At 67.5% G+C, this 25465-nt stretch carries 21 protein-coding genes and 1 pseudogene; 13 read left to right on the top strand and 9 right to left on the bottom strand.

What is annotated here, in order from left to right; translation table 11 throughout:
* Nucleotides 1-25: 25 nt before the first annotated feature.
* The 4 genes from OG587_RS44305 to OG587_RS44290 form a co-directional block, all read right to left on the bottom strand.
* Nucleotides 26-3142, bottom strand: coding sequence for a HelD family protein (locus tag OG587_RS44305; RefSeq protein ID WP_329084865.1), 3117 nt, complete (start codon nucleotides 3140-3142; stop codon nucleotides 26-28).
* A gap of 308 nt (nucleotides 3143-3450) precedes the next feature.
* Nucleotides 3451-3702 carry a hypothetical protein gene (locus tag OG587_RS44300; protein WP_329084863.1) on the bottom strand — a complete coding sequence of 84 codons (252 nt, stop codon included), beginning with the start codon at nucleotides 3700-3702 and terminating at the stop codon, nucleotides 3451-3453.
* Nucleotides 3703-3748: 46 nt separating this feature from the next.
* Entirely contained in the window at nucleotides 3749-4159 is a 411-nt protein-coding gene (locus tag OG587_RS44295; RefSeq protein WP_329084861.1) for an ATP-binding protein, read from the bottom strand.
* Nucleotides 4156-4431, bottom strand: coding sequence for a hypothetical protein (locus OG587_RS44290; RefSeq protein WP_329084860.1), 276 nt, complete (start codon nucleotides 4429-4431; stop codon nucleotides 4156-4158). The genes OG587_RS44295 and OG587_RS44290 overlap by 4 nt, the downstream gene beginning before the upstream one ends.
* 196 nt (nucleotides 4432-4627) lie before the next feature.
* Here OG587_RS44290 and OG587_RS44285 point away from each other — a divergent pair, with 196 nt between their 5' ends.
* Together OG587_RS44285 and OG587_RS44280 are read left to right on the top strand one after the other, a co-directional pair.
* Nucleotides 4628-5482: a helix-turn-helix domain-containing protein gene (locus OG587_RS44285; RefSeq protein WP_329084858.1), complete on the top strand. Its 855-nt coding sequence runs from the start codon at nucleotides 4628-4630 to the stop codon at nucleotides 5480-5482.
* A 24-nt stretch (nucleotides 5483-5506) separates the two neighbouring features.
* Entirely contained in the window at nucleotides 5507-5818 is a 312-nt protein-coding gene (locus OG587_RS44280) for a DUF397 domain-containing protein (protein WP_329084855.1), read from the top strand.
* A gap of 46 nt (nucleotides 5819-5864) precedes the next feature.
* Here the strand turns inward: OG587_RS44280 and OG587_RS44275 are convergent, their stop codons facing one another.
* Nucleotides 5865-6155 carry a hypothetical protein gene (locus tag OG587_RS44275; protein WP_329084854.1) on the bottom strand — a complete coding sequence of 97 codons (291 nt, stop codon included), beginning with the start codon at nucleotides 6153-6155 and terminating at the stop codon, nucleotides 5865-5867.
* An 85-nt stretch (nucleotides 6156-6240) separates the two neighbouring features.
* Between OG587_RS44275 and OG587_RS44270 the strand changes: the two genes are divergently transcribed.
* Entirely contained in the window at nucleotides 6241-6684 is a 444-nt protein-coding gene (locus OG587_RS44270) for a hypothetical protein (RefSeq protein WP_329084852.1), read from the top strand.
* A 1-nt stretch (nucleotide 6685) separates the two neighbouring features.
* Here the strand turns inward: OG587_RS44270 and OG587_RS44265 are convergent, their stop codons facing one another.
* A complete protein-coding gene (locus tag OG587_RS44265; protein ID WP_329084851.1) occupies nucleotides 6686-8767 on the bottom strand; it encodes a hypothetical protein in 2082 nt (693 codons plus the stop codon).
* Nucleotides 8768-9019: 252 nt separating this feature from the next.
* On the opposite strand from OG587_RS44265, the gene OG587_RS44260 reads away from it, so the two are divergent.
* The 3 genes from OG587_RS44260 (at nucleotide 9020) to OG587_RS44250 (ending at nucleotide 12495) form a co-directional block, all read left to right on the top strand.
* Complete coding sequence (locus tag OG587_RS44260; protein WP_329084850.1) at nucleotides 9020-10969, top strand: hypothetical protein; 1950 nt, start codon at nucleotides 9020-9022, stop codon at nucleotides 10967-10969.
* A 311-nt stretch (nucleotides 10970-11280) separates the two neighbouring features.
* Nucleotides 11281-11904 carry a hypothetical protein gene (locus tag OG587_RS44255; protein WP_329084848.1) on the top strand — a complete coding sequence of 208 codons (624 nt, stop codon included), beginning with the start codon at nucleotides 11281-11283 and terminating at the stop codon, nucleotides 11902-11904.
* A 222-nt stretch (nucleotides 11905-12126) separates the two neighbouring features.
* Nucleotides 12127-12495 carry a carotenoid oxygenase family protein gene (locus OG587_RS44250; RefSeq protein WP_329084846.1) on the top strand — a complete coding sequence of 123 codons (369 nt, stop codon included), beginning with the start codon at nucleotides 12127-12129 and terminating at the stop codon, nucleotides 12493-12495.
* Between the two features lie 106 nt (nucleotides 12496-12601).
* Here OG587_RS44250 and OG587_RS44245 read toward each other — a convergent pair whose 3' ends face one another.
* Nucleotides 12602-13255 (bottom strand): hypothetical protein, encoded by a 654-nt coding sequence (locus OG587_RS44245; protein ID WP_329084845.1) that lies wholly within the window; start codon nucleotides 13253-13255, stop codon nucleotides 12602-12604.
* Between the two features lie 62 nt (nucleotides 13256-13317).
* On the bottom strand, nucleotides 13318-13521 hold the full coding sequence (locus OG587_RS44240; RefSeq protein WP_329084843.1) for a helix-turn-helix domain-containing protein: 204 nt from the start codon (nucleotides 13519-13521) through the stop codon (nucleotides 13318-13320).
* 170 nt (nucleotides 13522-13691) lie between these two features.
* Between OG587_RS44240 and OG587_RS44235 the strand changes: the two genes are divergently transcribed.
* Nucleotides 13692-17519 (top strand): S8 family peptidase, encoded by a 3828-nt coding sequence (locus OG587_RS44235; protein WP_329084841.1) that lies wholly within the window; start codon nucleotides 13692-13694, stop codon nucleotides 17517-17519.
* A 305-nt stretch (nucleotides 17520-17824) separates the two neighbouring features.
* On the opposite strand, the gene OG587_RS44230 is transcribed toward OG587_RS44235, so the two are convergent.
* Nucleotides 17825-18319: an aldo/keto reductase gene (locus OG587_RS44230; RefSeq protein WP_443075650.1), complete on the bottom strand. Its 495-nt coding sequence runs from the start codon at nucleotides 18317-18319 to the stop codon at nucleotides 17825-17827.
* Between OG587_RS44230 and OG587_RS47440 the strand changes: the two genes are divergently transcribed.
* The 6 genes and pseudogenes from OG587_RS47440 to OG587_RS44205 all read left to right on the top strand — a co-directional run bounded on the left by OG587_RS47440 (nucleotide 18302) and on the right by OG587_RS44205 (nucleotide 25401).
* The gene (locus OG587_RS47440; RefSeq protein WP_443075358.1) at nucleotides 18302-18430 is read left to right on the top strand and encodes a carotenoid oxygenase family protein; all 129 of its coding nucleotides are present in this window, start codon (nucleotides 18302-18304) and stop codon (nucleotides 18428-18430) included. The two genes, OG587_RS44230 and OG587_RS47440, sit on opposite strands and share 18 nt — an antisense overlap.
* A 443-nt stretch (nucleotides 18431-18873) precedes the next feature.
* A complete protein-coding gene (locus tag OG587_RS44225; protein WP_329084838.1) occupies nucleotides 18874-20172 on the top strand; it encodes an erythromycin esterase family protein in 1299 nt (432 codons plus the stop codon).
* Between the two features lie 7 nt (nucleotides 20173-20179).
* Complete coding sequence (locus OG587_RS44220; protein WP_329084837.1) at nucleotides 20180-20413, top strand: hypothetical protein; 234 nt, start codon at nucleotides 20180-20182, stop codon at nucleotides 20411-20413.
* Nucleotides 20414-21810: 1397 nt separating this feature from the next.
* Complete coding sequence (gene ltrA / locus OG587_RS44215) at nucleotides 21811-23118, top strand: group II intron reverse transcriptase/maturase (RefSeq protein WP_329094200.1); 1308 nt, start codon at nucleotides 21811-21813, stop codon at nucleotides 23116-23118.
* Nucleotides 23119-23409: 291 nt separating this feature from the next.
* Nucleotides 23410-24182: pseudogene (locus OG587_RS44210) on the top strand (transposase family protein).
* A 739-nt stretch (nucleotides 24183-24921) separates the two neighbouring features.
* Complete coding sequence (locus OG587_RS44205; RefSeq protein ID WP_329084836.1) at nucleotides 24922-25401, top strand: hypothetical protein; 480 nt, start codon at nucleotides 24922-24924, stop codon at nucleotides 25399-25401.
* The last annotated feature ends 64 nt before the right edge of the window (nucleotides 25402-25465 follow it).

The following is a 25465-nucleotide window of genomic DNA, read 5'->3' as shown; positions in this document are numbered from 1 at the left end:
TTGGCAGCCTATCCGTTGACTCAGTTCACCCGGGAGTCGACCCGGCCGCGGAAGCCCGGCCAAGGGCGACGGCGAGGTCGTCTCCGGCCCAACCGGTGCCGTCTCTCCAGATCGTCGTGATGTTGAAGGCCGTGGCCGGCATCGCCGGGGCCCACGCGGGCTCGGGAGCCTGGGGAAGGACGAGGAACCGGTGCTCCGCCCGCTCCCCGCCGACGTGCTCGACCTCCATGATCCGGAGCATGGCCTCGCGCATGTGCTCGTAGGTGTGCCCGCCCTCTCCCAGGACCTCGTACAGGACCGGACCTTTCGGCCCCTCGCAGGTGATGTCGGCGAAGGGGGACTGCGAGGGAGCGAGCCGGGCCCCGTGCAACTCGGCGATGAGCATGTAGCGCAGCTGCTCGTGGACGTGGCACCGCCTGTCGGCGCGGACGCGCTCCTCCAGCGAGGAGACGAAGTCCTGGAAGCCGTCGCCCCTGACCGTCGTGTCGGACTCCATCGTCGTGTTCTCCTCGGCGGGCCGGCTGGGCGTGTCGGTGGTGAGCGGAGCGGCCGGCACGGTCGGCGTCAAGGCGAGCGGTGCGTCCGGCACGGTCAGCGCGACCGGCACGGTCGGCGTCGAGATGACCGGCGCGTCCGGCACGGTCGGCGTCGGGGAGGCCGGCCGGTCTGTCACGGTGAGCGTCGGAGCGGTCGGCTCGTTCGCCGCGACGAGCGTCGAGGTGACCTGCTCACCTGGTACGACGAGGGCCTGCTCACCCGGCACGGTGAGGGCCGGAGTCCTCTGCCCGCCGGGAACGGCGGATGCCGGGGCGGCGGGTCCGCCCAGCACCGCCGGGAGCGGCGCCGTGTGCATCACGCTGAGCGACTGGGTGCACCGGGTGATCGCCACGTAGAGCCTGCGCGGTCCGGCGGGTCCCTGGTCGGCGATGGCGGCCGGTTCGACCACCACGACGTGGTCGAACTCCAGCCCCCTGGCCATGGTCGCCGGCAGGACGCTCACCGGCGGAACGCCGTCCGCCGGGACGACCCCCTGGATCTCCGCGACTTTCCGTTCCAGCTCCTCCAGCAGCGCGGTGCCGTCGGGGACGATCAGCGCGACCGACCGTGACCGCTCCAAGCCGGCCGTGGCGAGGTCCAGCGCCCGCGCGACGGCCTCGTCCGCCAGCCGGTCTGGTTCGGTACGCGTGATCGTCAGCGATGTCTCGTCGGCGCCGCGCACCGACACCGGAACCGCGGTGGAGAGGGACACGGCCCTGGCCAGCGGCGCCGCGAACCGCATGACCTCGTCCGGGACCCGGTAGCCCACGGTGAGCTCGGCCATGTGCCAGCCGTCGCGCCCACCCAGGATTCCGGCGAGCCGCTCCCACACGTCGTACTGGCGGGCGCCGGTGGTCTGGGCGAGGTCGCCGAGCACGGTCATGGAACCGCCGGGACAGCGGCGGGCGAGGGAGCGCGCCTGCATGGGCGTGAGATCCTGGGCCTCGTCCACGACGATGTGGCGGTAGCGGCGCGGTTCGTCCCCGGACAGCAGGTGGCGCAGTTCCTCAAGGCAGACGAGGTCGTCGAGCGTCCAGGGCTCCTCGGAGGCGCGGCTCACCCGGGGGCGCGTGACAGCCTCCCGCTCCTCGGCGGTCAGCAGGCCGGAGGCCGCCACCCGGAGCACCTCCGCGTCGTTCAGTGTCCTGCGCAGGATGGTCTCGGCGTTGAGCGCGGGCCACACGGCGTTGATCAGGGAGGCCACCCGGCCGTGCTTCTCGATGCCGGACCGCAGGGCGCCGTCCGGGCGCTGGCCGGGCAGTGCCTTGGCGTACCGGGCCAGCAGGCGGTCGACGAACGTGTCGACGAACTTGCTACGGCGAACCCGATAGGGGCCGCTGGAGTCGCGCGCGTCGACGGCGAGCGTCTCGATCTCGGCGGCCGGAAGCGTCAGGGCGGTGCCCTTGTACGGGGTGCTGAAGACGTCGTCGCTGATGTGGGAGGCCAGCGCCTCGGGGCGGATGCCGCTCTCGACGACGCGGCGCAGGACCTCGGCCATCCGCTCGTCGGACTTGACCAGGTGCGCCCGCGGGGTGTCCTCGGCGCGGATCTCGCCGTCCCAGAGCCGTGACACCTCCACGGTGGCCACTCCGCGGCTGCCGAGCCTCGGCAGGACCTGGCTGACGTAGCGCAGGAACCCCCGGTGCGGTCCCACCACGAGGACGTCGTCCGGGGTGAGTCCCCGGTTCGTCGGATCCAGGAGCCAGACGACGCGGTGCAGGCCGACCGCCGTCTTGCCGGTTCCCGGGCCGCCCTGGACGACCAGCACTCCGGGCCGCCCGTCGGAGACCAGGTCCAGCTGGTCGCGCTGGATGGTCTCCACGATGTCGCGCATCAGCCCGTCTCGTCCCCGGTCGAGGTCGGCGAGCAGGAAGGCGTCGGCGGCCTCGCCGGGTGGTTCGACGGCCTGCGGCTCATCGAGGGCGGGGGCCTCCGTGCTGTCCGGGAGTGCTTCCGGGGCCCTGCGGTTCGCGACCCGGGGCCGGATGTCGTCGAGGTAGTCGGTCACCGTGCGCCCGTGCAGGCGCAGCTTGCGACGGAGCCGGATCTCCCCGGGGCGGGAGGAGCGGGCCTTCATCCAGCGGACGGCCTGATCGGAGGTCCAGCTGATCACCACGAGGTCGCCCTCGGCGTCGCGGACCGAGCGGCGCCCGATGCGCCAGGTCTCCCGGCCGTCGGGATCGTCGGCGACGTCGACGCGCATGAAGACGAGAGGCTGCCCGCCGAGGTCGTCGTCCACGCCGAACTCGGGAGGAACGTCCGGGACGAAGGGGAGGCCGGTGTCGGGGTGTTCCTGGCCGTGCGTGCTCCTCACCCGGTCGGCGTTCAGCCGCTTCCGCTCGACGCAGTCGTACGCGTGGTCGACGGCGCGCTGTTCCTCGGCGATCGTCTCGGCCCGGTCGCTCGCGAGCGCGGCGGCACGGTCACCACCGGCCGCGAGGACCGCGCGACCGGCACTGGCCGCCAGGGCCGCGGGGTTGCCGCCGATCGGCGCGACGGGACGGTTGCCGCCACCCACGACGGCGGCACGGTCGGTGTTTCCGCCGTTCGCCACGGTGGTGCGGTCGGTGCGGTCGGTGAGATCGGCGAGGTCGGCACTGCCCATGTTTCCTCCGAGGTCGGTGCCCGTCGACCTCACCGGCCGGGGGCTTTCTTCGGTGGGACGCGCGGCCCGCGCCGGATCGGAGCGAAAGGACTCCGCTCGGTAACCCGATCGGATGTGCGCCGCGTCACATCCATGGAACGTAGACCATTTCTTGGAAAATGTGAACTAAGTGCACAATGATTTTTTGTGTGGACATGGAACGGCGGCAGGCGTACGGTCCGGTTCACGTCCTCGACGGAACGTTCCCGGGACGATCGACTTCGCGGGCACCTGAGCGCAGCCAGGCTGGAGCAGGCGGTGGAATCCGGTTATCGCGCCAGTCCGTGAAGCAGGGCGATCCACATCGCGTCGGCCTCTCCGGCGGGCCAGTGGTCGCTCTCGTCGATCGACGGGTTGTTCCGCGCGCGTACGGTCCGGCGGATGAACCTCAGGCCGCCCGACTGACACAGCTCGTAGAAGGCCGGGTCACAGTCGCAGGTCCATCGCACGACCCGGGCCTGGCCGTCTCCGCGCGGGGGATGCCAGGTCAGCTCCTCGCAGTGGGATCGCGCGGGAAGCACGTGCGGGCTGAGGCAGCGGGGTGGACATTCCCAGCGGACCATGGAGTCAGCCTCCGCCCAGTTGGAACCAGACAACGCGTCCGGCCGAGATTTCGTACCAGCCCCAGGCCGATGACAGTTCCCTGACCAGCCAGAGCCCACGTCCTCCGCCGCTGTCGGGGGTCACGCCCGCGCAGACCAGAGGCTGGTGTCCGGCTGTCGAACCGGCGTCGATCACGTCGATGTGGAGCGTTCCATCATGGTGGGCGACGGCGATGGTGATCCGTCCGCTGGGGCATCGGCCGGAGTCGGAGTGGCGTACGGAGTTGGTGACGAGTTCGGTGAGGAGGAGCAGGGCATCGTCGGTGTGCGGGTGGTCGATCCCTTTCAGCAGATCGCGGACGTAGCGGCGGGCCCGGGGAACGGCGGCGATCTGCGCGGGCTGATCGACCTGGCCCAGCAGCCCCAGCGCCCTCACCGCGCCACCTCCACCAGCCGCTCGGCCGCCTCCCGCATCCTGCCGCGCCCCTGCCGGTCCGGGCTCTGCCGGGCGCGGCCTCGCCGCTCCCAGGTGAACACCGACGTGCGGCCCCGCTGAGCCGTGGCGACCCTTGATCGCCCCGGCGGCACGAAGATCTCCACGCTCGGCCGCCGACCGGGCGAGAGCCTGACCACGGAGTCGAACCCGAGATCGTTCAACTCCCAAGCCAGCTCCAGCAACTCACCGCCCCACCCTTGAAGATCACGCACCCTCATCTGATCCTCCGCCCTTCGTGGCCAAGGTGCCCGAACACCTCTTGGTGACCTAAAGTCACTGACTGTGCACTTAGAGCATGCAGCCAGGCGGAGGGCTGTGCAACGGGATTGGCAAATTGCTCGGGAAGTAACTTCAACACTTTCTGTTACGTGACCGCTACTCTTGGCTTCGACTCAAGGAGGGGTGAACGTGAAGCAAACCGCAAGTCCCACGGTGCGCAGGCGCCGTCTGGCCTCTGAGCTGCGACGTTTGCGTGAACGGGCTCAACTGACGATGGAAGAGGTAGGAGAACGGCTCGGTTGGTCCGCTACGAAGGTCTCGCGGATCGAGACGGCCCGCGTCAGGGTGGCCCTCACGGACACCGGGCGCCTTCTTGACCTCTACGCCGTCGGCTCCGCCAAGCGGGGGGAGTTGCTTGACCTCGCGAAAGATGCCCGCAAGAAGGGCTGGTGGCAGGCGTACGGCGATCTCCCCACGGAGTACACCACCTACATCGGGCTCGAAGCCGAAGCGACCTCGATGCGCAGCTTCGCGCCCACGGTTCTTCCCGGCCTTCTCCAGACCGAGGACTACGCTCGCGCCGTGATCCGCTCCGCCTTGTCCATCTCATCCCCGGGCGAGATCGAGCGCCGCGTCGAGGTCCGCATGGCTCGCCAGACGCTTCTCGTTCAAGACGTGCCCCTGCGCCTCTGGACTGTTCTGGACGAAGCCGTCATCCGTCGTCCCGTCGGCGGACCTGAGGTGATGCGCTCCCAGCTCAAACGGCTACTCGACATAACCGACCTGCCCAACGTCGCCATCCAGGTCCTGCCCTTCGCTGTTGGAGTTCATCCTGGTACGAACGGCGCATTCCAGATCATGGAGTTTCCCGAACCTGCCGACCCCGACGTGGTGTTCATGGAGAACTTCACGGGAAGTCTCTACATAGAGCGAGAGACGGATATTTACCGATACAGCCTGGCCTTCGATCACCTGCGGGCGAAAGCGCTGGACCCGGACGACTCCCGCCGCTTCATCGCCGAGGCGGCTTCCCAGTTCGAATGACCACTCCGTGAAAGGCAATGTGGAATGTCCACACCGGAACTGTCCCAGGTGACGTGGCGTAAGAGCTCACGCAGCGGAAACGGTCAAGACTGCGTCGAGGTCGGTGTCTGGCGCAAGAGCTCGCTGAGCGGCAACGGCTCTGACTGCGTCGAAGTCACCCTCGTCGGTACCTCCCAAGCTGAGCCCGGCTCGGACGTCGACCTGCTCGTCCTTGTCCGCGACTCCAAGGACCCCGAGGGGTCCATGCTGGCTTTCACCTCGGCCGAATGGGACGGCTTCCTCGACAGGATCAAGGGCGATGACTTCGGCGAACTGGTCGCGCATCACGAGGCGTGACGTATGTCGCGGCGTCGGCTCGCGGCCGGATGTCCAGCCTGGCGCGTCACTGCCGCGCGGCGGAAGGCTGAACCTTCGCGGGGGCGGACTGGATTTCCTCTTCGAGCGCCTCGACGAGCGCCTTGGCCGCCTGGCGTAGTCGAGCACGGCGGGCGGTGAGATCTTCGGTGAACGTCCTGGCCTTCGGTCCCACCCACACCGACTGGCCGGTGAACTGGCCGTGGGCCGGGTCGAGTGCGGCCTCAAGGATGGCGACTCTCGCTTTGACCTCTACCAATGTCTGTTCCAGCACCTGACGCCGCGGGTTGGGCACCAGACCTTCCGGGCCAGGATTCATATATCCCTCTTCGGATGCCGATACATCAGGCGGACTATTGGACATTATTGGATCTACAGCACCTCGGCCAGTCCCGGAGGAATGCATGACACGTTTTGTATGGCGCGGCATCCTGGTCGGCGTGGCGGTGGTGCTGACGGTGTCCGGATGCGGGGACAGCGGCCCCACGGCGGCCGAAGCGGGGGAGACCCTCAAAATACACATCACCGACTTGATGAAGGGACGCCATGCTTTGGATGTCCAAATCACTGATTCTGGTGGACGTGATATTCCCTGTGGTGAAGGTAAGGCCAAGCGCACTTTTGCGGCCACTGGTAAAGATGGAGCGGAGACGCGGAGAGCGGACAGTCTTAATACCCTCCTTTTGGGCTCACTCTCCGGAGTGGCTGACTATCGCATCGTTGAAGATCGTGGTGACGCTCCTCTCAAGCTTGCCAACGACAAGTACAAGACAAGGATGACGTTGGAATCGCCAGGTAACGGGCAGTACGCAGTCAGCGGTGAAACCGAGTGCTTGCCGATCTCATGAGCTAACTGTCGAACGCCAGACTGCGTTCTCTGCCTCGCTTGTTGCCGCCCTCGAACCAGTTCGCAGTGTCATCGGACAATTTTCCTATGGATAGCTTCTCCCTGCTGCCCATCCCGTTGAGCACCGCCCACCTTTCGAACGCCTCAAGCCCCTCGTTCCCCTGCTTGATCAGTTCGGAGAATGGTTTGAGGTTGCCCTTGGCGTCGGCGATGGCCACGCCCGGTGGGCAGGTGGCCTGGAACTCGGCGGGCGTCACCTTCAGGTCGAAGCCGTTGGCCATGAGGATGTGCGCGTAGGTGTGCTGGCGGCCGAGGGTCGCGGTTCTTTCGTTCTTGGTCACCTGGTCCATCCGGGTCTTGTCCTCTTCGATGAAGGCGCCGTAGCCGGAGAAGCTGGTGCTCAGCGCGTACCAGGCGAAGTCCGCAGCCTTGACGGGGGAGGCGTAGATGCTCACCAGCCCGATGGTGGCGTCGCGGAAGAAGTTGAATGTGTCCTTCTGCTGCTTGTCGATCGCGTCCAGGTTGCCCTGAACCTTTTCGACGGCGCCCAGCTCGAAGCCGCGTACGTTGCCCAGGGCGGTGAAGACCCGGTCCAGGTGGTCGACGTCGCCGGTACGCCGGGCCTTCTCCGAGGCGTCGGCGATGAGCTTCTGGGAGAGGCCGCCCATCGCCCGGTCGAACGGGGCGAGGTTCGCCGGGGAGTCGGCGAAGGTCTTCAGGAAGCGGTAGGTGTCCTTCGGGCTCAGGGTGAACGCCGATGTCATGCCGAAGGCCGAGGTGAAGGGCTTCAGCGTGCTCTCCTCGATCATGTTGGCGTCGCCGATGTTCGCGCCCTCGGTGATCTCGGCGGCGTAGGCGCCGGCCAGCGTCGACATGAAGATCCTGGCTTTCGGCGCGACCTCCATCGGGGTGGCCGGAGTGTCCGAGGTGCCGTCGGCGTCCTTGAGGTCTCCCATGATGGTCATGACGTTGAAGGCGAACTTCGCGGCCTCGGGGCTGTGCGGGCCCTTCTCGTAGGCCCCGCCTGCGGCGGCGAGCATCCGGCCGAACTCCGCGCCGGTCTCGAAGTCCATGCTCTTCGGCCCCCGCCAGGAGGGTTTCGGGAGCTCCGTCCCCCACACGGGGAATACGTAGGTTTTGAGGGTTCCTAAGCGGTTGAGCTCGGTGAACAGGTCTCTGAGATCTTCGCGGGACATAGCGTTGAACAGGCCCCTGGCCACGTCGGGGTTGTTGGCCAGGGCGGGCAGCAGCGGGGCGAGTTCGGTCTCCCAGCGCCGGGGGCGGGAGCCGTCGCCGTCGCCGACCGGCTTGCCCACCCTGCTCCGTGCTATCTCGGTGAGCCACGCGGTGGGGAACATGCCGTGCCGGAGCAGGGACGTCAGCTCGTGGTCCGGCGCTTTCTTGAGATTGCCGGCCTGCCAGGCGGAGCCGAGGAGGGCCGGTTGCGCGCCGACCGCCGTGGCCAGGGCGTCGCCCATGACCTGTCGGTGCTTGTCGGACGCCTTCTTGTCGTACCTCTCCAGGCGGCTGATCATGCTGATCATGCCTTGTGGGCCGAGGGACCGGAAGAAACCAGCGGTGAGGTAGGCGTCCTTCTGCCCGTCGGCGAGTTTGTCGAGGATCCGGTCGTAGGCGGCGTTGGACCGGCCAGGGGAGAGCTCGGGTAGACGCCTGAACTCGGCGGCGAGGTCGGTGCCCTTCTTGGCGTTGCCTGCCGGGGACTTTCCCGTCTTCTCGTCGTAGGGCAGCAGCCCCCACTGGAACGGGTCCTGGAGCGGGTCGCCGGTCCACATCGAGCCCTGCTTGGGGATGTGGGGCGCGTCTCCCATCATGGGGAGGTCCTGGTTGATCGTCTCCAGGCGCTCACGCAGTTTCGGCAGCTCGTCGCCGACCCAGCCGTCGATCTCCCTGATCGGCCCCAGCCCCGCCGCCGGTACCTCGGCCGCCGCGAGCAGCTGCCGGATCCGCTCGGACTGCTCACCGATCACGTCGCGACCGCGTTCCAGCGCGGTGACGAAGCTCCGCATCAGATCGGGGTCGATTCCGGTGAAGTCCGGCGACGTGGGCCCCGTTCCCGGCGACATCGACTCCCCCTCACTCTATTTTGGTTATTTCACCCTAGTTCCAGAATGAGTGATTTTCATCCGTCGTTACAGATAACCCCAGGTTCTGGGGATTGGTCAAAAAACGGTAGAACAGGTGTGGAAGCATGCATCGCTGACACCGCATCCCGTTCGTCGTATGACGATTGGAAGATCGACTTCGTGGGAGTGAGTCGCTATGGTTGGGCGCTTCGCCTATTTGATCCCTTTTCTCACTCCCCAGGGAAGTAGCACGTGCGCCGCCATCGTTTCGGCCGTTTCGCAGCCTTCGTCGCGGCCGGGTATCTGACCGCCATCATCGTGGCCGCTGTCATCACGCTGGTCATCGGTGACGGCGACCTCCTCCGGGGGCTTGTGTTCCACTGGGAGGGGCCGTGGCCGGACCAGAACCCGAGGTGGCAGGTGTTTCCCCTGGTCCTGGCCGGTGGGGTGCAGGGCTGGGCCCTGTGGCAGATCCTGCGCGGGCGGGTGGCCGGAGAGACAGGCGAAGCGGGAAGGCACATCCGCCGGCTGCGCGTGGTGCTCTACGCCAGCCTGGCCGCCAATCTGATCTCCGAGTTCGGGCCCGATCTGCCCCAGGGGGCGTACGTCGTCGTCGAGATCGGTCAGCTCGCTCTCGTGGTGCTGTTCTACCGGGTGCTGGACGGCGCCTCCCGTGTCCTGCGGCTCACCGCGCTCGTGGTCGGGACACTCGACGTGCTGGGCTCGATCGGGGAAGGGGTGTCCGACGAATTCGGTTCCCAGTCGGTCGAGAACGTCTTCGAGCTCGTCCAACTGGATGGGCTGGTCTGGGCGTTCTGGATGCTGCTCACCCTCGTCGCCCAGGCCAGGGACGGTCGCTGGGGGAGGGGCACCGTATGGTCGGGGGCCACGTGCATGACGCTTCCGCTTCTCGCCATACCGATGACGTTCGGCCTCCCCTACAGTGGTGAGCTCCTTTTCACGGTGGCTTACCTCCTGTTCAACGTCTTGCTGCCGGTGTGGCTGGCCCGGTCCGCCCACGATCTCGCCGGCCCGCGCGCGAAGGCCGTACGACGGCGGGAGCGGCCGGTTCCGGTCAAGGCGCCGTTCGGACGGTGGCCGCTACCTGTCACCGTGGTCGTGCTGCCGCTGCTCCCGGTGGCCGTCAACCTCGCCCACGGCATGCCGTTCTGGATCGGGCCGAGAGGGGCGGTCGAGTCCGCCGTCCGCGCGCATCTCGCGCACCTGACGCAGTTGTGGTTGTCCTTCGACCTCCTCGTCGGGGTCGGTGGCCTCGGTCTCCTCGTCCTGGCCGCGGTGACACGGAGAACCCGCCGTTCCGTGTGGGCGACGGTGTGCGTCCTGCTCGTCGCCGCCGTGGTCGGGGTCGTCACTGCGGCCACAACCCGGGAAACCGGGTCCTACACCGCCGCCGAGCTGTCGAAGGGCGAAATGGCCTTCCCGTACGTGGGCGGGCGGCTGTACCCCGACTGGATGTTCCATCCCGCCGGGGAAGGCGGTGACTTCGCCTTCGGTGTCTCGCCGCTGTGGCACAGCGCGGCCTTCGTCGCGTCCGCGCTCATCCTGATCTCCCTGTACGGGTGGGGCCTGGCCCGGCGCTCGCCGTACCGGGTGGTCGCGGCGTGCCTCGCGCCGGTCGCGGTGCTCTGCCTGCTTCCGGTGGCGGACCAGGCGCGCGGCCCGGTCACCTCGGCGAGCGACTGCGCGCTGTCCGAGCCCGGCCGGGGGAGAACGGCGGGATCCGAGGATCCCGCCACGTCCCGCCCGATGACCGGTGAGCGGGCCTTCGTGTGCGCGGTGCGGACCTCTGGCGTGCTGCCGTCCGCGCGCGACACCTCCGTACCCCGGTGGCTGTCAGGGGAAATCCGTCGATCGCTTGACTCCGATCGCTCGTCGGCTTGTACCGTCGACGACGGTCCGCCCCGCGAGTGGCTTCTTCAGCCTGAATTGCACGGGATGCAGATAGCCGATCGAATGGGTGGTGACCTTTTCCCAGGGCCAGGGTTGGGGGCAGGCGCTTTCGCTCACCTGAACCCTGATGATCACCTTGGAGGAGGATTCGGATATTTCCGCCCTTGTGACTCGCTCGCAGGGTGTGCTGTTCTTGTCGGGATTTCCGAAGATCACATTTGTTGTCAAGGTCAACTCATCATCGGACAGTGTCGTGAAATAGATCTTCTCCCAATAGGGCGTGCTGCATGATGTCAAGGCCAATGCTGTGAAAGCGAGGGCGATCGCCTTGTAAATCGCACTGAGGCGGATGGTTGTCATGGGCTCGAATTGTTTCCTGTCTACGTTTCATGATGTCACCGTCATATGCCTGGCGGGCGGAGTGGATGTCGATGAAGTGCTCGCCGCAGTCATCGATCGGCGGGTATTTTCAGATTCTCTGTTGAGGGACGGTTCCAGGTTGTCAGCCCTGGAGTGCGACGGATCGGCAACAACGGGTGACCCCGGCAGGCTCTCAGCCTCTCGGAGGCGCCCCTGTCCTTTGCCTATGAAGAAAGGTTGCAATGTACGACGACATTCCCTCGCGCTACCGTGACATCATTGCTTACTATCACGAATTGATCGAATACCGGGAGCATTTCTGCTACACCGTGATCACGCCTCTCCTCGTCGACGAGGCTGTTCGGCGCATCGGCATGCATGAGAAATCACTTCTCCCCGCGGAGGGGCACGACACGCTTGCCGAGGAGGGGTGCCTCCTCATCGGGCAGGCCGGGCAGGCCGTTGTCACGTTCGACGAGGCAGGGGTCGGCCGCTTTCTTCGCGGCGGAGACGCTCTCGCCAGAGGATGTGATTACGGAATCGTGCAGTGGGACTTCTACAACCTGATGTTCGCCTACGTACGCCGTGACGGCGGCGGCGGTAGTTGGGACGAGGAATCACGTGCCGATGAGGAAGCGGGGGAGGGCATGGTCGAGGCATTGCGGCAAGGGCCTCTCGCGGAGTACGCCGACCTGTTCCACCGCTATCTCCGGGCAGAGGAAGCCGATGACGAGGAGGGGGCGGACCCGACTTACCTGCGGGCCGTCATGCTGACCGTTCTCGAGCTGGAGACGGGCGTGCGACTCGACGCCCGGATCATCGGTGACCTTCCCCATGCTCTTCACGTCCCATACGACCTGCGCTGAACCGTGTCGCAGCCTTTCGGCCTCCTCTCAGGCCATCGGACATGATCATCCAGGATGGGGCGCGCCTGATCTCCGGCGCGCGCCTCGGTCGGTTCGGCCACCACTGACCTGTCGCGGAAAGCCGGTGGGCTCGGTGACCACCTCGTCAGCGGCCGGTACGCGGGCCGTCAGCCATCTCGGCGAAGGTCGGTGACGTCACAACCTCACCGAAGGACGTTCGTCATGAATCCTTACCTGGAAGGTCCCTTCGCGCCGGTGAAGGAAGAGGTCACCGCGTACGACCTGCCCGTGTCCGGGCGCATCCCGCCGGAGCTCAACGGGCGGTTGCTGCGTAACGGCCCCAACCCGTTGAACATCGAGGACCCGGCGGCCCACCACTGGATGCTCGGCGAGGGCATGATCCACGGCATCCGGCTCCGCGACGGCCGCGCCGAGTGGTACCGCAACCGGTGGGTGCGCTCGGCCGACGTGACCGACCGGCTCGGGGAGCCGCGCCGCCCCGGCCGGACCGGCGACGTCGACCCGGCCACGGACTTCGCCGCGAACACGCACGTGATCCGGCACGCCGGCCGTACGCTCGCACTGAGCTAGTTCCATCCTGAAATTGCTGGTCAGGTGGGGTGGTGTGAGTCCGGTAGGGCGTGCTCGCGCTGGTGGCGGGTCTGGATCATGATCCTTGATCGTCTGCCGGTAGTGGTCAGCGGGTGACTTCGATGTTGGTCAGCACCATCAGGGCACGCAGGAGCTGCCTGGCGATCGCGTCGTCCTTCATGCCGGTGGCCAGCAGCGTGAGCACCTCGATGTCCGAGGGCGGCAGCCGGGTGCCGGGTTCGAACTGGGGGTCGGCACCGCCGGGCAGTGGTGCCAGGTGCAGGGGGACGGCCGAGTGCCACAGCGCCTCGAACAGCCCGAGCGGCGCGTCGAGCAGCGCCGAGGGGTGTACCACCAGCGCGTGCTCGTCAGCCTTCGCCTGTTCGGAGACCAGCGGCAGGATCGCGGTGCGCCCGTCGGCGATGGCCAGTTTGAGCGGCGCCTCGCCGAAGCGCGCCTGCTCGCCGTCCTCGATCGCGCGGCGCGTGTGTTCGAGCATCTTCGGCTCGTCGAACGCGAGCGGGCCGTAGACGGCTCGCACCCGGGACCGGCTGCGCCGCTGGTTCTCCTCCTCGTCGCTGATGTCCACCGCGTACGGCGGGTGCACCAGCACCAGGAACTCCTCGGTGGCGTTGCGTTCGAGCTGGAGGAACCGGCGGGCGACGGTGTCACGCCCGGTGACCACCTCCAGCACCTCCTCCGGGTGCCCGCCGTGGTCGGAGACCTCGGCGGCCAGCAGCGCCGCCGCGGTCATGCTCAAGGTGATCTCATCCTGGCGGCGGGCCACCAGGATGTCGACGGCGAGGTCGGGCGGCGTCGCGATCAGCCGGAGCGGTCTGCCCGCGACCCGGGTACCAGGCCGAGGTTCTCCATCCTCGGCAGCATCCGGCGGATCGCCGTGACCGACACCTCGGTCTCCGAGGAGAGGCTGCTCAGGGTGGACGGTCCGTGCCGGAGCAGCGCACGGTATGTCACCTCCTCGGCGCCCCCGACTCCGAGGCTCTCCAGCAATCGCCGTTCCGTCATTTCCCCGCCCTCGTCTGGATCCGGCCAGCAGGGCCGAGCTTAGGGCCGACGCCGTCCTCCCTGTCTGATTCATGACATGTCCACTTGTCGCCAGCAAAGGTCGTAGACATCAATTGATCTGATGATTACGAATTGGACAGCCGTTATTGCCAATTAAGGGATGCTGCCATATGGGGTTCCGGAACCGAAAACGAAGCTTACGCCGTCCCGCCGTCACCGTATCCGTCACGACCGTCTGCCTGGCCACCGCGGTGGCCTCCACCATGCTCACCGGGCAGGCGGTCGCGCGGACCGTTGTGCCGCAGGCCGAATTCGGCGCCGCGAAGTCCAGCACCCACGACATCACCCTGATCACCGGGGACCGGGTGCACGTCACCGTGGCCGCCGACGATCGCAGCACCGCGACGGTTACCCCGGCGCCCCGCGCGAAGGGAGTCCTGCCCGCCGGCTTCCACATCCAGGAACGCGGCGGACAGGTCTACGTCTACCCCGGCGACATGCTGGACCTGATCCCGGAGCGCCTGGACCCCGAGTTGTTCAACGTCACCGCGCTTGCCGAGCAGGGCCAGGCCGACACGGCGGCGCGTTCGATCCCGCTCATCCTCACCTACCGTGAACAGGCCACAAAGGCGGCGATCCCGCAGGTCAAACAGGTACGTGCACTGGAGAGCCTGAATGGTGCCGGCGTGTCCCTGGCCAAGGACCAGGCGGCCCAGTTCGGCGGTGCGCTGTCCCAGCTCGCCGCCGCGCCTCGTACCAAGGCGGCGAGTCCGCTCGACGGGGTGGCGAAGATCTGGCTCGACCGGAAGATCGAGCCGGTGCTGGACCGCAGCGTGCCGCAGATCAACGCGCCCGCCGCGTGGCAGGCCGGGTTCGACGGCGCGGGCACCACCGTGGCGATCTTGGACAGCGGGATCGACACCAGCCATCCCGACCTGACCGGGCGGGTCACCGCCGAGCGTAACTTCAGCGACGAAGACTCGGCCAAGGACCTGAACGGCCACGGCACCCACGTCGCCGCGACCGTGGGAGGCGTCGGGGAACACAAGGGCGTCGCCCCCGGTGCCCGGATCGTCAACGGCCGGGTGCTGAACGCGGACGGCATCGGGCTCTCATCCTGGGCCATCGACGGGATGGAGTGGGCGGCCGGAGAGGCCGGCGCCGAGATCGTGAACATGAGCCTGGGAAGCTCGGAGCCCGGCGGCCCGCTCACCGACGCCATCGGCGCGCTGACCGAGCGGTACGGCACCCTGTTCGTCGTGGCCGCCGGCAACTACGGCTGCGCGGCGTGCATCGGCAGCCCTGGAGACTCACCGGCGGCGCTGACCGTGGGCGCGGTGGATGCCGAGGACCGGATGGCGGAGTTCTCCAGCTACGGCCCGGTCGGCCTGGACCGCCTGATCAAGCCGGACGTGACCGCGCCCGGCGTGGGGATCGTCGCAGCCAGGGCTCACGGCACCGAGCTCGGTGAGCCGGTGGGCGACACCCACACCAGAATGTCGGGCACCTCGATGGCGGCCCCGCACGTCGCCGGGGCCGCCGCGCTGCTCAGGCAGGCCAGGCCGGGCATCAAGGCCGCCGAACTGAAGTCGCTGCTGATGGGTACGGCCAAGCCGACGGCGGATGTCACACCGGATCGGCAGGGCGCCGGCAGGGTGGACGTCGCCGCCGCGCTCGCCGGACCGGCCGTCGCCTCCTCGGGTTCTCTCGGCTTCGGGGTGATGGTGATGCCCGATGGCGAGCCCGTCACCCGGACCATGACGTACCGCAACCCCGGGTCCGCCCAGGTCGTCCTCGACCTGACGGCGGGCGGCGCGTTCACCGTCACCCCCGCCGAACTCTCCCTGCCCCCGGGCGGCGAGGCACAGGTGACCGTCACCCTTGACCCTGCCAAGGTCGCGGCCGGACCTCAGCGCGCCGAACTGGTCGCCACCTCGCGCGCCGGCGGGACCCTGCGGACCCTGCTGACCGGCAACGCCGAGCTCAAGCGGCTGAGACTGCAGATGACCCCGATCGCCAGGGACGGCCGGGCCACTCGTGCCGTGGCCAATGTGGTCAACCTGGCGGACGGCGGCCTCGACGGGAAGACCATGCCGCACGACCCCGTCCAGTACTGCCCCGGTGACCAGTCGGGTCAATGCCTGCTCGTCCTGCCCGGCACCTACTCGGTCCTCGGACGGGTCGAGACCATGCACCCGTCGAAGGACCCGTACAACAACGACCGCGGCAGCGTGCTGCACGGCAGCCTGGTCGGCGACCCGGAGGTGGAGGTCACCGGCGACACCGAGATCGTGCTCGACGCCCGCAAGGCGACCGAGGTGCTCGTCACGACCCCCGACCACGGCACGCACCGCAACCCGGGGGCCGCGTCCAAGGTGAGCTGGCACCGTTCCCCCGAGAAGGGGCCGGACAGTGTCGACTTCTACCTCTCCTCCGGCGGCAACCTCGAAGAGCGGATCTTCATCCAGCCCACCGAGCGCGTCACCAAGGGCGAGTTCGGCGTCGCCAGCCGCTGGCGGCTGGAGGCACCCGAGATCACCATGAAGACCCCGGGCGTCGAACTTCGCCCCGAGTACTACGACCCGGTGTGGTTCAGCGACGACTCCACCCAGTACCCGCGCCTGGACGGCACCTCGATCCTGCGCGCCGCCGACGCGAAGCGGGCCGAGGCGAAGGACCTGGCCGGGGTGAACCTGCGCGGCAGGCTCGCGCTGATTCGCCGCGACCCGCAGGTCACGGTCGCGGCCCAGGCCAACGCCGCCGCCGCGGCCGGTGCCAAGATGGTCGCCGTCTACAGTGACACCCCCGGCATAGACGGCGCGTTCCCCGGCGCGGGCGAGAAGCTCTCCGTCCCGACGGTACGGCTGACGCATGAGGAGGGCAGGCAGCTGCTTGACCGGATGCGCCGCTTGCCGGTCACCATCGCCGCCACCGGCGTCGTGGCCAGCCCTTACGCCTACGACGTCTACCCACGCGAGGAGGGGCGCGTCCCCGACAAGCTCGAATACGTCGAGCGGGCCAAATCCATGGCCAGGGTGGACATGACGTTCCGCACCCAGCAGACCGGCAACACGGTCATCGCCGAGACGCGCATCGGCAAGCAGTCATGGGAGGACACGGCGTTCGACCTCTCGCGTCCGGTGCGGCGCACGCCCTTCACCAGGGCCGACTACATCACGGCCGATCCCGGCGTCAAATGGTCCGCGTCGGTCATCACACCGGAGCCGCACTACAACGCCCAATGGCAGCCACCGGCGATCTCCAGGACCATGCTCGCGGCGCCGGACGTACGCTCCTACCGGCCAGGCGAGCGGACCACACTCGACTGGTTGAAGCAGCCGATCCTCCCGGGCGTCCCGCTGAACGACCCGATACGCAGGCAGGGCAACCTGGTCTCGATCAACCTGCAGGGCTTCGCGGACGCCCACGGCAACATGGGGCCCGCCCGGACCGAGCCGATCGAGAACGGCACGAAGACCGACTTCCGCGTCTACCAGGGTGACACCCTGCTCGCCGGGACCAACGAGGAAGCCATCGGCACCATCGCGATCCCCGAGGCCGCCGCGACCTACCGGATGGAGTATGACCTGGAGATGCGCGCCCCCTGGGCGAAACTGTCCACCCGGACGAGGTCGGTGTGGACGTTCGGCTCGCAGCGCCCCGGCGGTGCCGCGACCACGGTGCTCCCGCTGCTGTTCGCCGACTACGACATCCCGTCCGACCTGCGCAACAGGAGCTCGTCCGACAAGCTCGGGCTGCGGGTGTACCACCAGAAGGGGGCCGCGACGAGCGCGATCAACGACGTGTCCCTGGAGGTTTCCTACGACGACGGCGCGACCTGGCGTGCCGCCGAGCGGCTCCGCGCCAAGGGCGGCAACGCCTACGAGGCCACCCTCGGCCGCGGCACCGGTGACCACGTCTCGCTTCGCGTCAAGGCCGCGGACGGCACGGGCGGCACGCTGACCCAGGAGGTGATCCGCGCCTACGCCAGGCGCTGACGGCGCACGCAGCCGTCCCCGGACGGCAAAGCACCGAAAGCCGTCCCGGACGTGCGAAACACCGAACCGGGATCCGGGCGGGCCCCGACCGAGGCCCGCCCGGCTCCCGGGAGCCGGGCGGCTCTCACCGCGCTCAGCCGCAGTGGACGCCTTCCGCCTTCTTGAGACCGAACCACCTTCTTGAGGCCGAACTCGCCGAAGCCCTGTATGGCGATGCGCGTGTTCCGGGCGGCACCGCGATGGGTCACGAAGGTCCTTGACCTCGGCGCGAAAGTGGGATCGGGCAAGGGATTCGGCGTGCCGGGTCAGTCATCGATGGTGGAGGGCGGCGTTCCCAGCGCCTGCAATGCGGGCCAGAAGTCGTCGGGAATCGTGGTGAGGCGCAACTTCTCGAGCTGAGCGATCCGTTCCGGCCGGCTCACGCCGACCACCGTGGAGTGGATCAGCGGGCAGCGCAGTGAGAAGTGCAACGCCGTCGTGGGTAGCTCGATCGACCACGAATGGCACAACTCCCGGGCGCGGTCGACCCAGGCCGGCAACTCCGGCGACGCCTCACAGTAGGCATAGCGGGTGCCGTCGCCGGCAAGGAGCCCGCCGCCGAACGGGGCGGCGTTGAAGATGCCCATACCGTGCGCCGCCGCCTCGGCTATCAATTCCTCCGCGCGCCGGTCGATGAGGGTGTAGCGATTGTGGGTGAGCAGCACGTCGAACGCGCCGCTGGTCACGTACCGGGTCATCAGCTTGATTTCGCCGGCGGCGATGCCGATGGCGCCGATCAGACCTTGTTCGCGCAGCTCGATCAGGCCCTGGACCGCCCCGCCGGGGACTTCACCGGCGAGCCCGTCGCACGCGTCCACCTCCCGGTGCGGGTGCCGCTCGGCTTCCACGGGAGCTGGCTGCCCGACCTGTGACGGCCGCGAGACCGGCCGGTTGAAGGAGAACGGCGCATTCGCTCTGTGGCTCATCGCGCGGAACGTTCTTCTGTTCCCGTGCGGGTTCTGTCGAGTGCCCGTCACCGGGGGTTCACGGGGGCGGATCCCGGGTGGCGGCACGAGACCACAGTCGGGGTGGTGCCGACGCGCGCCGTCCGCGACCGTGGAGGAGACATCGCGATGCGTACGAGATCTGCCATGGTCGTGTCCGGGTACCAGAACTTCCGCGGCTCCCGTGCGGTCGGCGCGACCGAGTACCCGGGGGTGGGGCGCGGCCGCAGTCGCCCGCGGAATCTGGGGCCGTCCTATGAGGTTGAAGGTTTTGACCAGGTAGACCAGCAGAGAAGCACCAAAGTTTAAAAGAAGAGTTCAGCGATACGGTTGAAGGTGTTGCCAGGGTCATCGAAGAGACAGGAGCCGCCATGGCCGCTGACGCACCGGTCCGAGACGACGCGTGGGCCTTCGCCGGTGAAAACGCCGCCGATCTCGGCGCCGCGATCACGAGACTCCTCCGGTCGCTCCCCGCCAGGCCCCGCCTGCTCGGCCTGGGCGAGGCCATGCACGGTGAGGAGACGCTTCCCCGGCTGCGAAACGAGGTCTTCCGGCATCTCGTCGAGCACGAGGGCTACCGGTCGATCGCGCTCGAGAGCGACTGCCTCGCGGGCCTGACCGTCGACGCGTACGTCACCGAGGGGGTGGGAGAGCTCGACGACGTCGTGCGCCGCGGCCTCAGTCACGGATCCGGCGAGCTGGAGTCGAGCCGCGAGCTCGTGCGGTGGATGAGGGAGCACAACCAGGATCGTCCCGCGTCGGACAGGGTCCGGTTCTTCGGGTTCGACGGTCCGTTCGAGATGACCGGCCCGGACAGCCCCAGGCGGGCCCTCACCGCGCTGCACGGCTACCTCGCGGCCCATGTGGAGATCGAGCTTCTCCCGTACACCGTGGGCACCATCGATCACCTGGTCGGCTCCGACGACCGATGGAGCGATCCCGCGGTGACCATGGATCCCTCCCTGTCCGTGGGACTGTCCGCCGACGCCGGAGAACTGCGCCTCATCGCGGACGACCTTCTGGCGTTGCTCACCGCGGAGTCACCGCGCCTGATCCGCGCGACGTCGCGTGAGGACTGGTGGCGGGCGAACCTGCACGGGCGTACCGCGACCGGGTTGCTCCGCTACCACGCCGTGATGGCCGACACGTCCGAGGCGCGCATGGTGCGGCTCATGGGCCTCCGGGACGCGATGATGGCCGACAACCTGCTGGCCATCGCGGAGCGGGAGCGCCAGGCGCGGCGCGGACCGACGCTGGTCCACGCCCACAACCGCCACCTCCAGCGAGACGAGAGCCTCTGGCTGCTACCGCCGGGCTGGGGGCCGCTGGAAGGCCGGACGCTGAAGTGGTGGAGCGCCGGCGCGGTCGTCGCCGCGCGGCTGGGCGACGAGTACGCCTTCGTGGCCTCGGCCCTGGGAGCCGCGACGCACCAGGGGCTCGACGCTCCGGAGCCGGACACCCTGGAGGGAATCCTGTCCACCCTGCCGGGAAACCGCTACGTCGTCGACTCGGCGAGCCTGGCCGGGGCTCTCGGCGCCACGGGGACCGAACCGGCCCCGCGCACCGGTACGTCGGCCAATCACAGCTACTTCCCGCTGGACCCCGGCCAACTGCGCGAGACCGACGGACTCCTCTTCGTCAAGCACGTCGCTCCCGGACCGGACTCATGACTCGCCGTTGACGCTGGGAGGTGACTGCCTGGCCGACATCGCGATGCTGCGCTCCCAACCAGAACTGTTCGGCCCGATCGCCTTCGATCCGACCGTCTCCCGAATCAACGCCACCGTCTTGGCCCTGATCGCGTATGTGAGGCTCAACGCGGTCCACGGGCCATCCTCGCGCGGGGATGGTCCGGACGAGACCGGTAAGGGGCACTACGTCCTGACGTCGGCCCCGCACCTGCGGGGATAGGCCCTGGCACCAAGAGAGCCATTCGAAAACTCCATCGGGCACCAGTCGTTGAAGGAACGCATCCATGATCGATCTAACGATGAATCCCATCCCTCGCTAACATGGGGAGCACATCGACCCGCTGTAGGCCGACGACGAGGCCGCAGGATCATTGCCGCGGGCGCGGGGCCGACCGCCTGGTCCGACAGATCTGGCAAAGCTTAAATTTTGCAGACGCATACCTGTTGTCGGAGTTTGATTACTTGGTCCGGATTGTGGAATTCAATAATGAGGTTGACCTCCCGTAACAACACGAAGGGCTCCGCCGGAATCCCGGCGGAGCCCTTCGTGTTGTTACGGTCGTTTGCCCGCTTAATTGCCGTAATTAGCAGTCAGGGTTGCGGCATACTCCTCCGGGACGGGCCGCCCGCCGAAAGGCATCGGAAGATATGACTTCAACGCGCCTGCCACGTCCAGGAAGGGCCCAAACCGTTCACACCATTCACTGCGCGCGGTCGCGTCGGGGAACCCCTGGAATACCGCCACCTCGGGGTCCCTTTCACCCCAGCACCCCCACTTTCCGGATGCTCCGGTCAGCGCGACGACGTTCGCCGAGATCGCTATCGACCCCAGGGCATCGCCGTTCGGTTCGAAGCCGATCGCGGCCCAGTAGTCGTCCTCACTTGCCTTGGCGGACAGAGACAGAGCCGGGTACCCCAGCCCCTCGGGGAGATGGAAATCGTCACAGTGAACCTTTTTTGTGCGCCCAGCAGAACGGAGGTGGGGCTACGTGAGTAGCTGATCTTCGTGTTCGTAGGCTCGTCGTCGCTTGCCGGTGTGAGTCCGGTCCGGGTAGCTGCCAGGAGGCCCGGTAGCAGGCTGGCGGTTTCGTCTGGAAACGGGCGGGGTCGAAGCCCAGCGTCAAAGGCCCTGTAAGAGGGGGAGCGAGGATGCGGTCCGTAGCATGAAGCGAAGCCTGCGGCGTCGTTACTCAGCCTGCTTTCGGGTGGGAACAGGGAGAGCCGAGCCCTTCGAAATCGGGGTGAAGGCCATGGAAGCGGCGAAGAGCCTGGAAATTGCAGCCGTCAAGGACTCCCCGGCGTATGGGGCGCGGAACGTATCGATAGTGACGACGGGAACTGGGGAGGCCTTTCCCGGCCCGGTGACCTGCGGAAGTGTCATCGGAGCGTGGTGTCCTATAACCGATGACCTCGGGAAGTGGATGGCCGGCCGGGTGGGCGTCGGAGGTGGCCGTAGTACCGCTTGAGCCGACCGGACAACACAACCGGCGGTGAGGGAAGGGCCACTACTTCGTCGATGCGCAGCGTCTTGAAGGAGGAGGCCCGGTGAGTGCCGGTCAGGCTAGTCCCGCCGCTTTGGGATCACGTCCGCGTGATCCGGTCCGTGCCTTGCAGCATGTGCTCTACCGGGCGGCCAAGGCCGATCCCGGACGCAGGTTCCACGCGCTGATGGACAAGGTCTTCCGCAGAGACGTCCTGCAGCGCGCGTGGGTCGCGGTGCGCAATAACAACGGCGCACCCGGCATCGACAGGACCACTCTGGCCGAGGTCGAGGAGTACGGCGTTGACCGGCTCCTCGGCGAGCTGGCCGGCGAACTGAAGACGCGGCGGTATCGGCCGCTGGCCGCTCGGCGGGTGATGATCTCGAAGCCGGGTAGCGCCTGTGAGCAGAGACCGTTGTCGATTCCCTCAGTTCGTGACCGCATCGTGCAGGCCGCTGTGAAGATCGTGCTCGAGCCGGTCTTCGAGGCTGACATGGCCGACTGTTCGTTCGGGTTTCGCCCGCGACGGTCGCCGCACGACGCTCTGCAGGTGCTCATCGATGAGCAGCGGCGGGGGCGGCGGTGGGTGGTCGAGACGGACATCGCCAACTGTTTCACGGCGATTCCGCATGAGGAGTTGATGCACGCGATCGAGGAACGCGTCAGTGACCGGTCCGTGCTCAAGCTGCTGCGTGTGATCTTGCGCGCGGGAGTCATGCAGGACGGACAGGTCCGGCGAAAGGTCACTGGAACGTCTCAGGGTTCCCCGCTTTCACCGTTGCTCTGCAACGTCTATCTGCACCGGCTCGATCGGGAATGGGACGAAAGTGATGGGACGCTGGTGCGGTTCGCCGACGACCTGATCGTCATGTGCTGGTCGCAGAGCCAGGCCGAACGGGCGCTCGCGCGTCTGACCGGCCTGCTGGCCGACCTCGGCCTGGAGCCGAAGGCGGCTAAGACCCGCATCGTGCACCTGCAGGTCGGGGGCGAGGGCCTGGACTTTCTTGGCTTTCATCACCGGTTGGTGCGCTCGCGGGGCGATCGGGGCAGGGCGAAGGTGGCGTTCCTCGCGCGCTGGCCCGCGGACAAGGCCATGCGGTATGCCCGTGACCGGATTCGGGAAATCACCGACCGGCGCAGGCTCCTGTTGCGGCCGGAGACCATTACGGAGGATCTGAACGCCTTCCTTCGCGGCTGGGCTGCGTACTTCAAGTACGGGCATTCGGCCCAGCGTCTCAGCAAGATCAGGCGGTATGCGCAACAGCGGCTGGCGCGGTTCGTCAGCAAGAAGCACCGGCGCAGCACGGCGTTCGGCTGGTGGGTGATGGTCTGCTCCCGGCCGATCGACCTGGGCCTGATCAGCTTGTATGGAATCGTCGTCGCACCCAGGGCAGGCAAGCCCTGGCGGGAGAGACCGAATGCCGGCGGTGAACGACGTCGGTGAGCCGTGTGCGGGAGAACCGCATGCACGGTTCGAAGCGGCGGGAGCTGGAAACGGAGCGACCTGGCCACGGTCATCGGGGAGAGCACAGCCGACCGGGAAACCGGCGGAATACAGGCCCCGAGCCCTACCGCCAGGCCACGCCACCGCGCCAGCTCCCGACCCTACATCCCCTGGGGGCGAACTGCTGGTCACAGCATGATCGCAAGGCCGGTATTCGCCTGACGATGTAGAGAAACCCCTGGTAGACGGGTTGATCACCACAACCAGATCCGTCACAACCAGGGGCTTCGGATGCTGTTCTATCGTGCTGCCGTCGATTTGTCGCGTTCAACGCTGAACTACGTCGCCGGGCTGATCCGCCGGCACCGCAAGGCGATGAAGTCGATCTGGCGACGGCTCAATGCAGGGCAGCAAGCGCTGCTGGTGCTGGTCTACCTGCGCAAGGGCGAGACGTTCGAGGAGCTTGGGGCCGGTTTCGGGGTGTCGACGGCGACCGCGTGGCGGTACGTGGAAGAGGCCGTGATGCTGCTGTCGGCGCGCTCGCCCAAACTCCGACAGGCGCTGCGCAAGGCGAAGAGCGACGGGCTGCACTACCTGGTGCTGGATGGCACGCTGATCCACACCGACCGGGTGAAAGCCGATCGGCCGTACTTCTCCGGCAAGCACCGCGTGCACGGAATGAACGTGCAGGTCATCGCCTCGCCGGACGGGACGATCCTGTGGACCTCTGGAGCCCTGCCGGGCAAGGCCCATGATCTGGCGCCGCCCGCATCTGGGGTATCCTGCGCGCGCTGGAGCAGGCCGCAATCATCACCCTGGCCGACAAGGCGTATCAGGGAGCCGAGGGCCCGCTTGCCACGCCGTACAAGGGCAAGAACAAGCCCGCGTCACAGAAACAGGCCAACCGCTCCCACGCCCGCCTCCGCGGACCCGGCGAACGCGCCAACGCCCAGCTGAAGAGCTGGAAAATCCTCCGGAAGCTACGTTGCAGCCCTTCCAAGGCCGGTCACCTGTGCAAGGCCATCGCCGTCCTTCAAAACCACCGCGTCGCACAGGCCGCCTGAGGATGAAAAAGGTTCACTGACGCAGCGCACCCCGGCCGCCGCCGAACCTGGCGGGGGTGACGATCAGGGGGTGACGATCGTCCGCTTCGGTGTGCGGAAGAGAAATCCGTACAGGTTGCTGGACGCTTCGGATTCCCGACACGTTCCCTGGACTCTCCGTGAGGCCTGCGCGAGCCCCGCCACCCGCTGTGATTTTGCCGGTTGATCGATCGACTCTCAACACCACCCATCAACCACGTGGTGGTTCGCCGTAGCTCCAGGAGTTCCAGCCCAGACGCCCATCGTTGATCAGGCCGGCCCGGCTCCGCTATGCCAGGTCCTCGCCGCCCTCGACTCCGGCGGGCCCAGGTCGTGCCGTGAAGCCGTATCGCGAATGCCGAAAGTCGCATCTCGGGATCACTGAAAAGCCTTTTATCGGTTGATGTAACTAAATATAGTGAACGACTATAATAAATGGCGTTAAAGTGTTAATTGGGTATCGCAACCTGGCGACTTTTCGGTAATGCTTCGATATTCTTGGCCCGTGTCGCCTGTGGAAAGTTATATTGACGCTGACTGGACGGAGTGGGGCGCCGGTTGAATCGCGGTCGCCGGAGGGCGGCCGGCCGGGAGTCATGGAAGCGGATATGCGGATTGACTAACCCGCGCTTCATGGATATTGACCGCACCTGTCGTTTTCCGGATCAGTCGGGGGCTTCATCCTGCCCCCACCCACCAGGATTTCTCGCCTGGAGCCAGAGTGACGTCACCACACGACCAACGCCTGAATCCGCGGACCGCCATGCACCCGTCGAGCCGCGAGCGCGCGACGCCGCGCCGCGCGCCGGGAGCGGCGCTGGCGGTCATGCTGGTGATGTCGCTGGTGGCGGTCCTGGGAGTCATCCTATTCCGCGTTCCCACCGGATCCTCGCCGAGCGGCGGCACGGTCACCTCCGGGGCGTCCCCGGCGGTCCGGACGGCGTTTCCCGGTAACGCGGTCACCACGTCTTCCGGTAACGCGGTCATCACGCCGCCCGGTGACCGGTTCACCGCGCCTCCCTGCGGGGAGCCGTGCGAGTTCGAGGACGAACGTCTCGACGACAGGGACGACCTCTCCGACATCGCGCCGGGCGGGTTCCGGCAACCGGCGTCGGGTGCCGTCGCCGGGCTTCACCGGACCCGGCCGTCCCAGACGAGTCCGGAGGCGGGCAGGGCCCGCGGTCCACCTGTGCGCACCTGACGCCTGTTCCCAGGCGTCCCTCAGCGCACCGCCTCCGGCCGGACACGGCCGGAGTGGACCATCC

The organism is Streptosporangium sp. NBC_01469 (assembly GCF_036227305.1).
Lineage (GTDB): Bacteria > Actinomycetota > Actinomycetes > Streptosporangiales > Streptosporangiaceae > Streptosporangium.
Note: the sequence above shows the minus strand (reverse complement) of the source record. Positions and strands in the feature narration are given on the sequence as shown.

Coding starts and splice junctions, on each gene's coding strand:
- OG587_RS44305 (WP_329084865.1), bottom strand. CDS start 3,142: ATGGGCAGTGCCGACCTCGCCGATCTCACCGACCGCACCGACCGCACC.
- OG587_RS44280 (WP_329084855.1), top strand. CDS start 5,507: ATGTCCACACCGGAACTGTCCCAGGTGACGTGGCGTAAGAGCTCACGC.
- OG587_RS44275 (WP_329084854.1), bottom strand. CDS start 6,155: ATGAATCCTGGCCCGGAAGGTCTGGTGCCCAACCCGCGGCGTCAGGTG.
- OG587_RS44270 (WP_329084852.1), top strand. CDS start 6,241: ATGACACGTTTTGTATGGCGCGGCATCCTGGTCGGCGTGGCGGTGGTG.
- OG587_RS44265 (WP_329084851.1), bottom strand. CDS start 8,767: ATGTCGCCGGGAACGGGGCCCACGTCGCCGGACTTCACCGGAATCGAC.
- OG587_RS44255 (WP_329084848.1), top strand. CDS start 11,281: ATGTACGACGACATTCCCTCGCGCTACCGTGACATCATTGCTTACTAT.
- OG587_RS44250 (WP_329084846.1), top strand. CDS start 12,127: ATGAATCCTTACCTGGAAGGTCCCTTCGCGCCGGTGAAGGAAGAGGTC.
- OG587_RS44240 (WP_329084843.1), bottom strand. CDS start 13,521: ATGACGGAACGGCGATTGCTGGAGAGCCTCGGAGTCGGGGGCGCCGAG.
- OG587_RS44235 (WP_329084841.1), top strand. CDS start 13,692: ATGGGGTTCCGGAACCGAAAACGAAGCTTACGCCGTCCCGCCGTCACC.
- OG587_RS44225 (WP_329084838.1), top strand. CDS start 18,874: ATGGCCGCTGACGCACCGGTCCGAGACGACGCGTGGGCCTTCGCCGGT.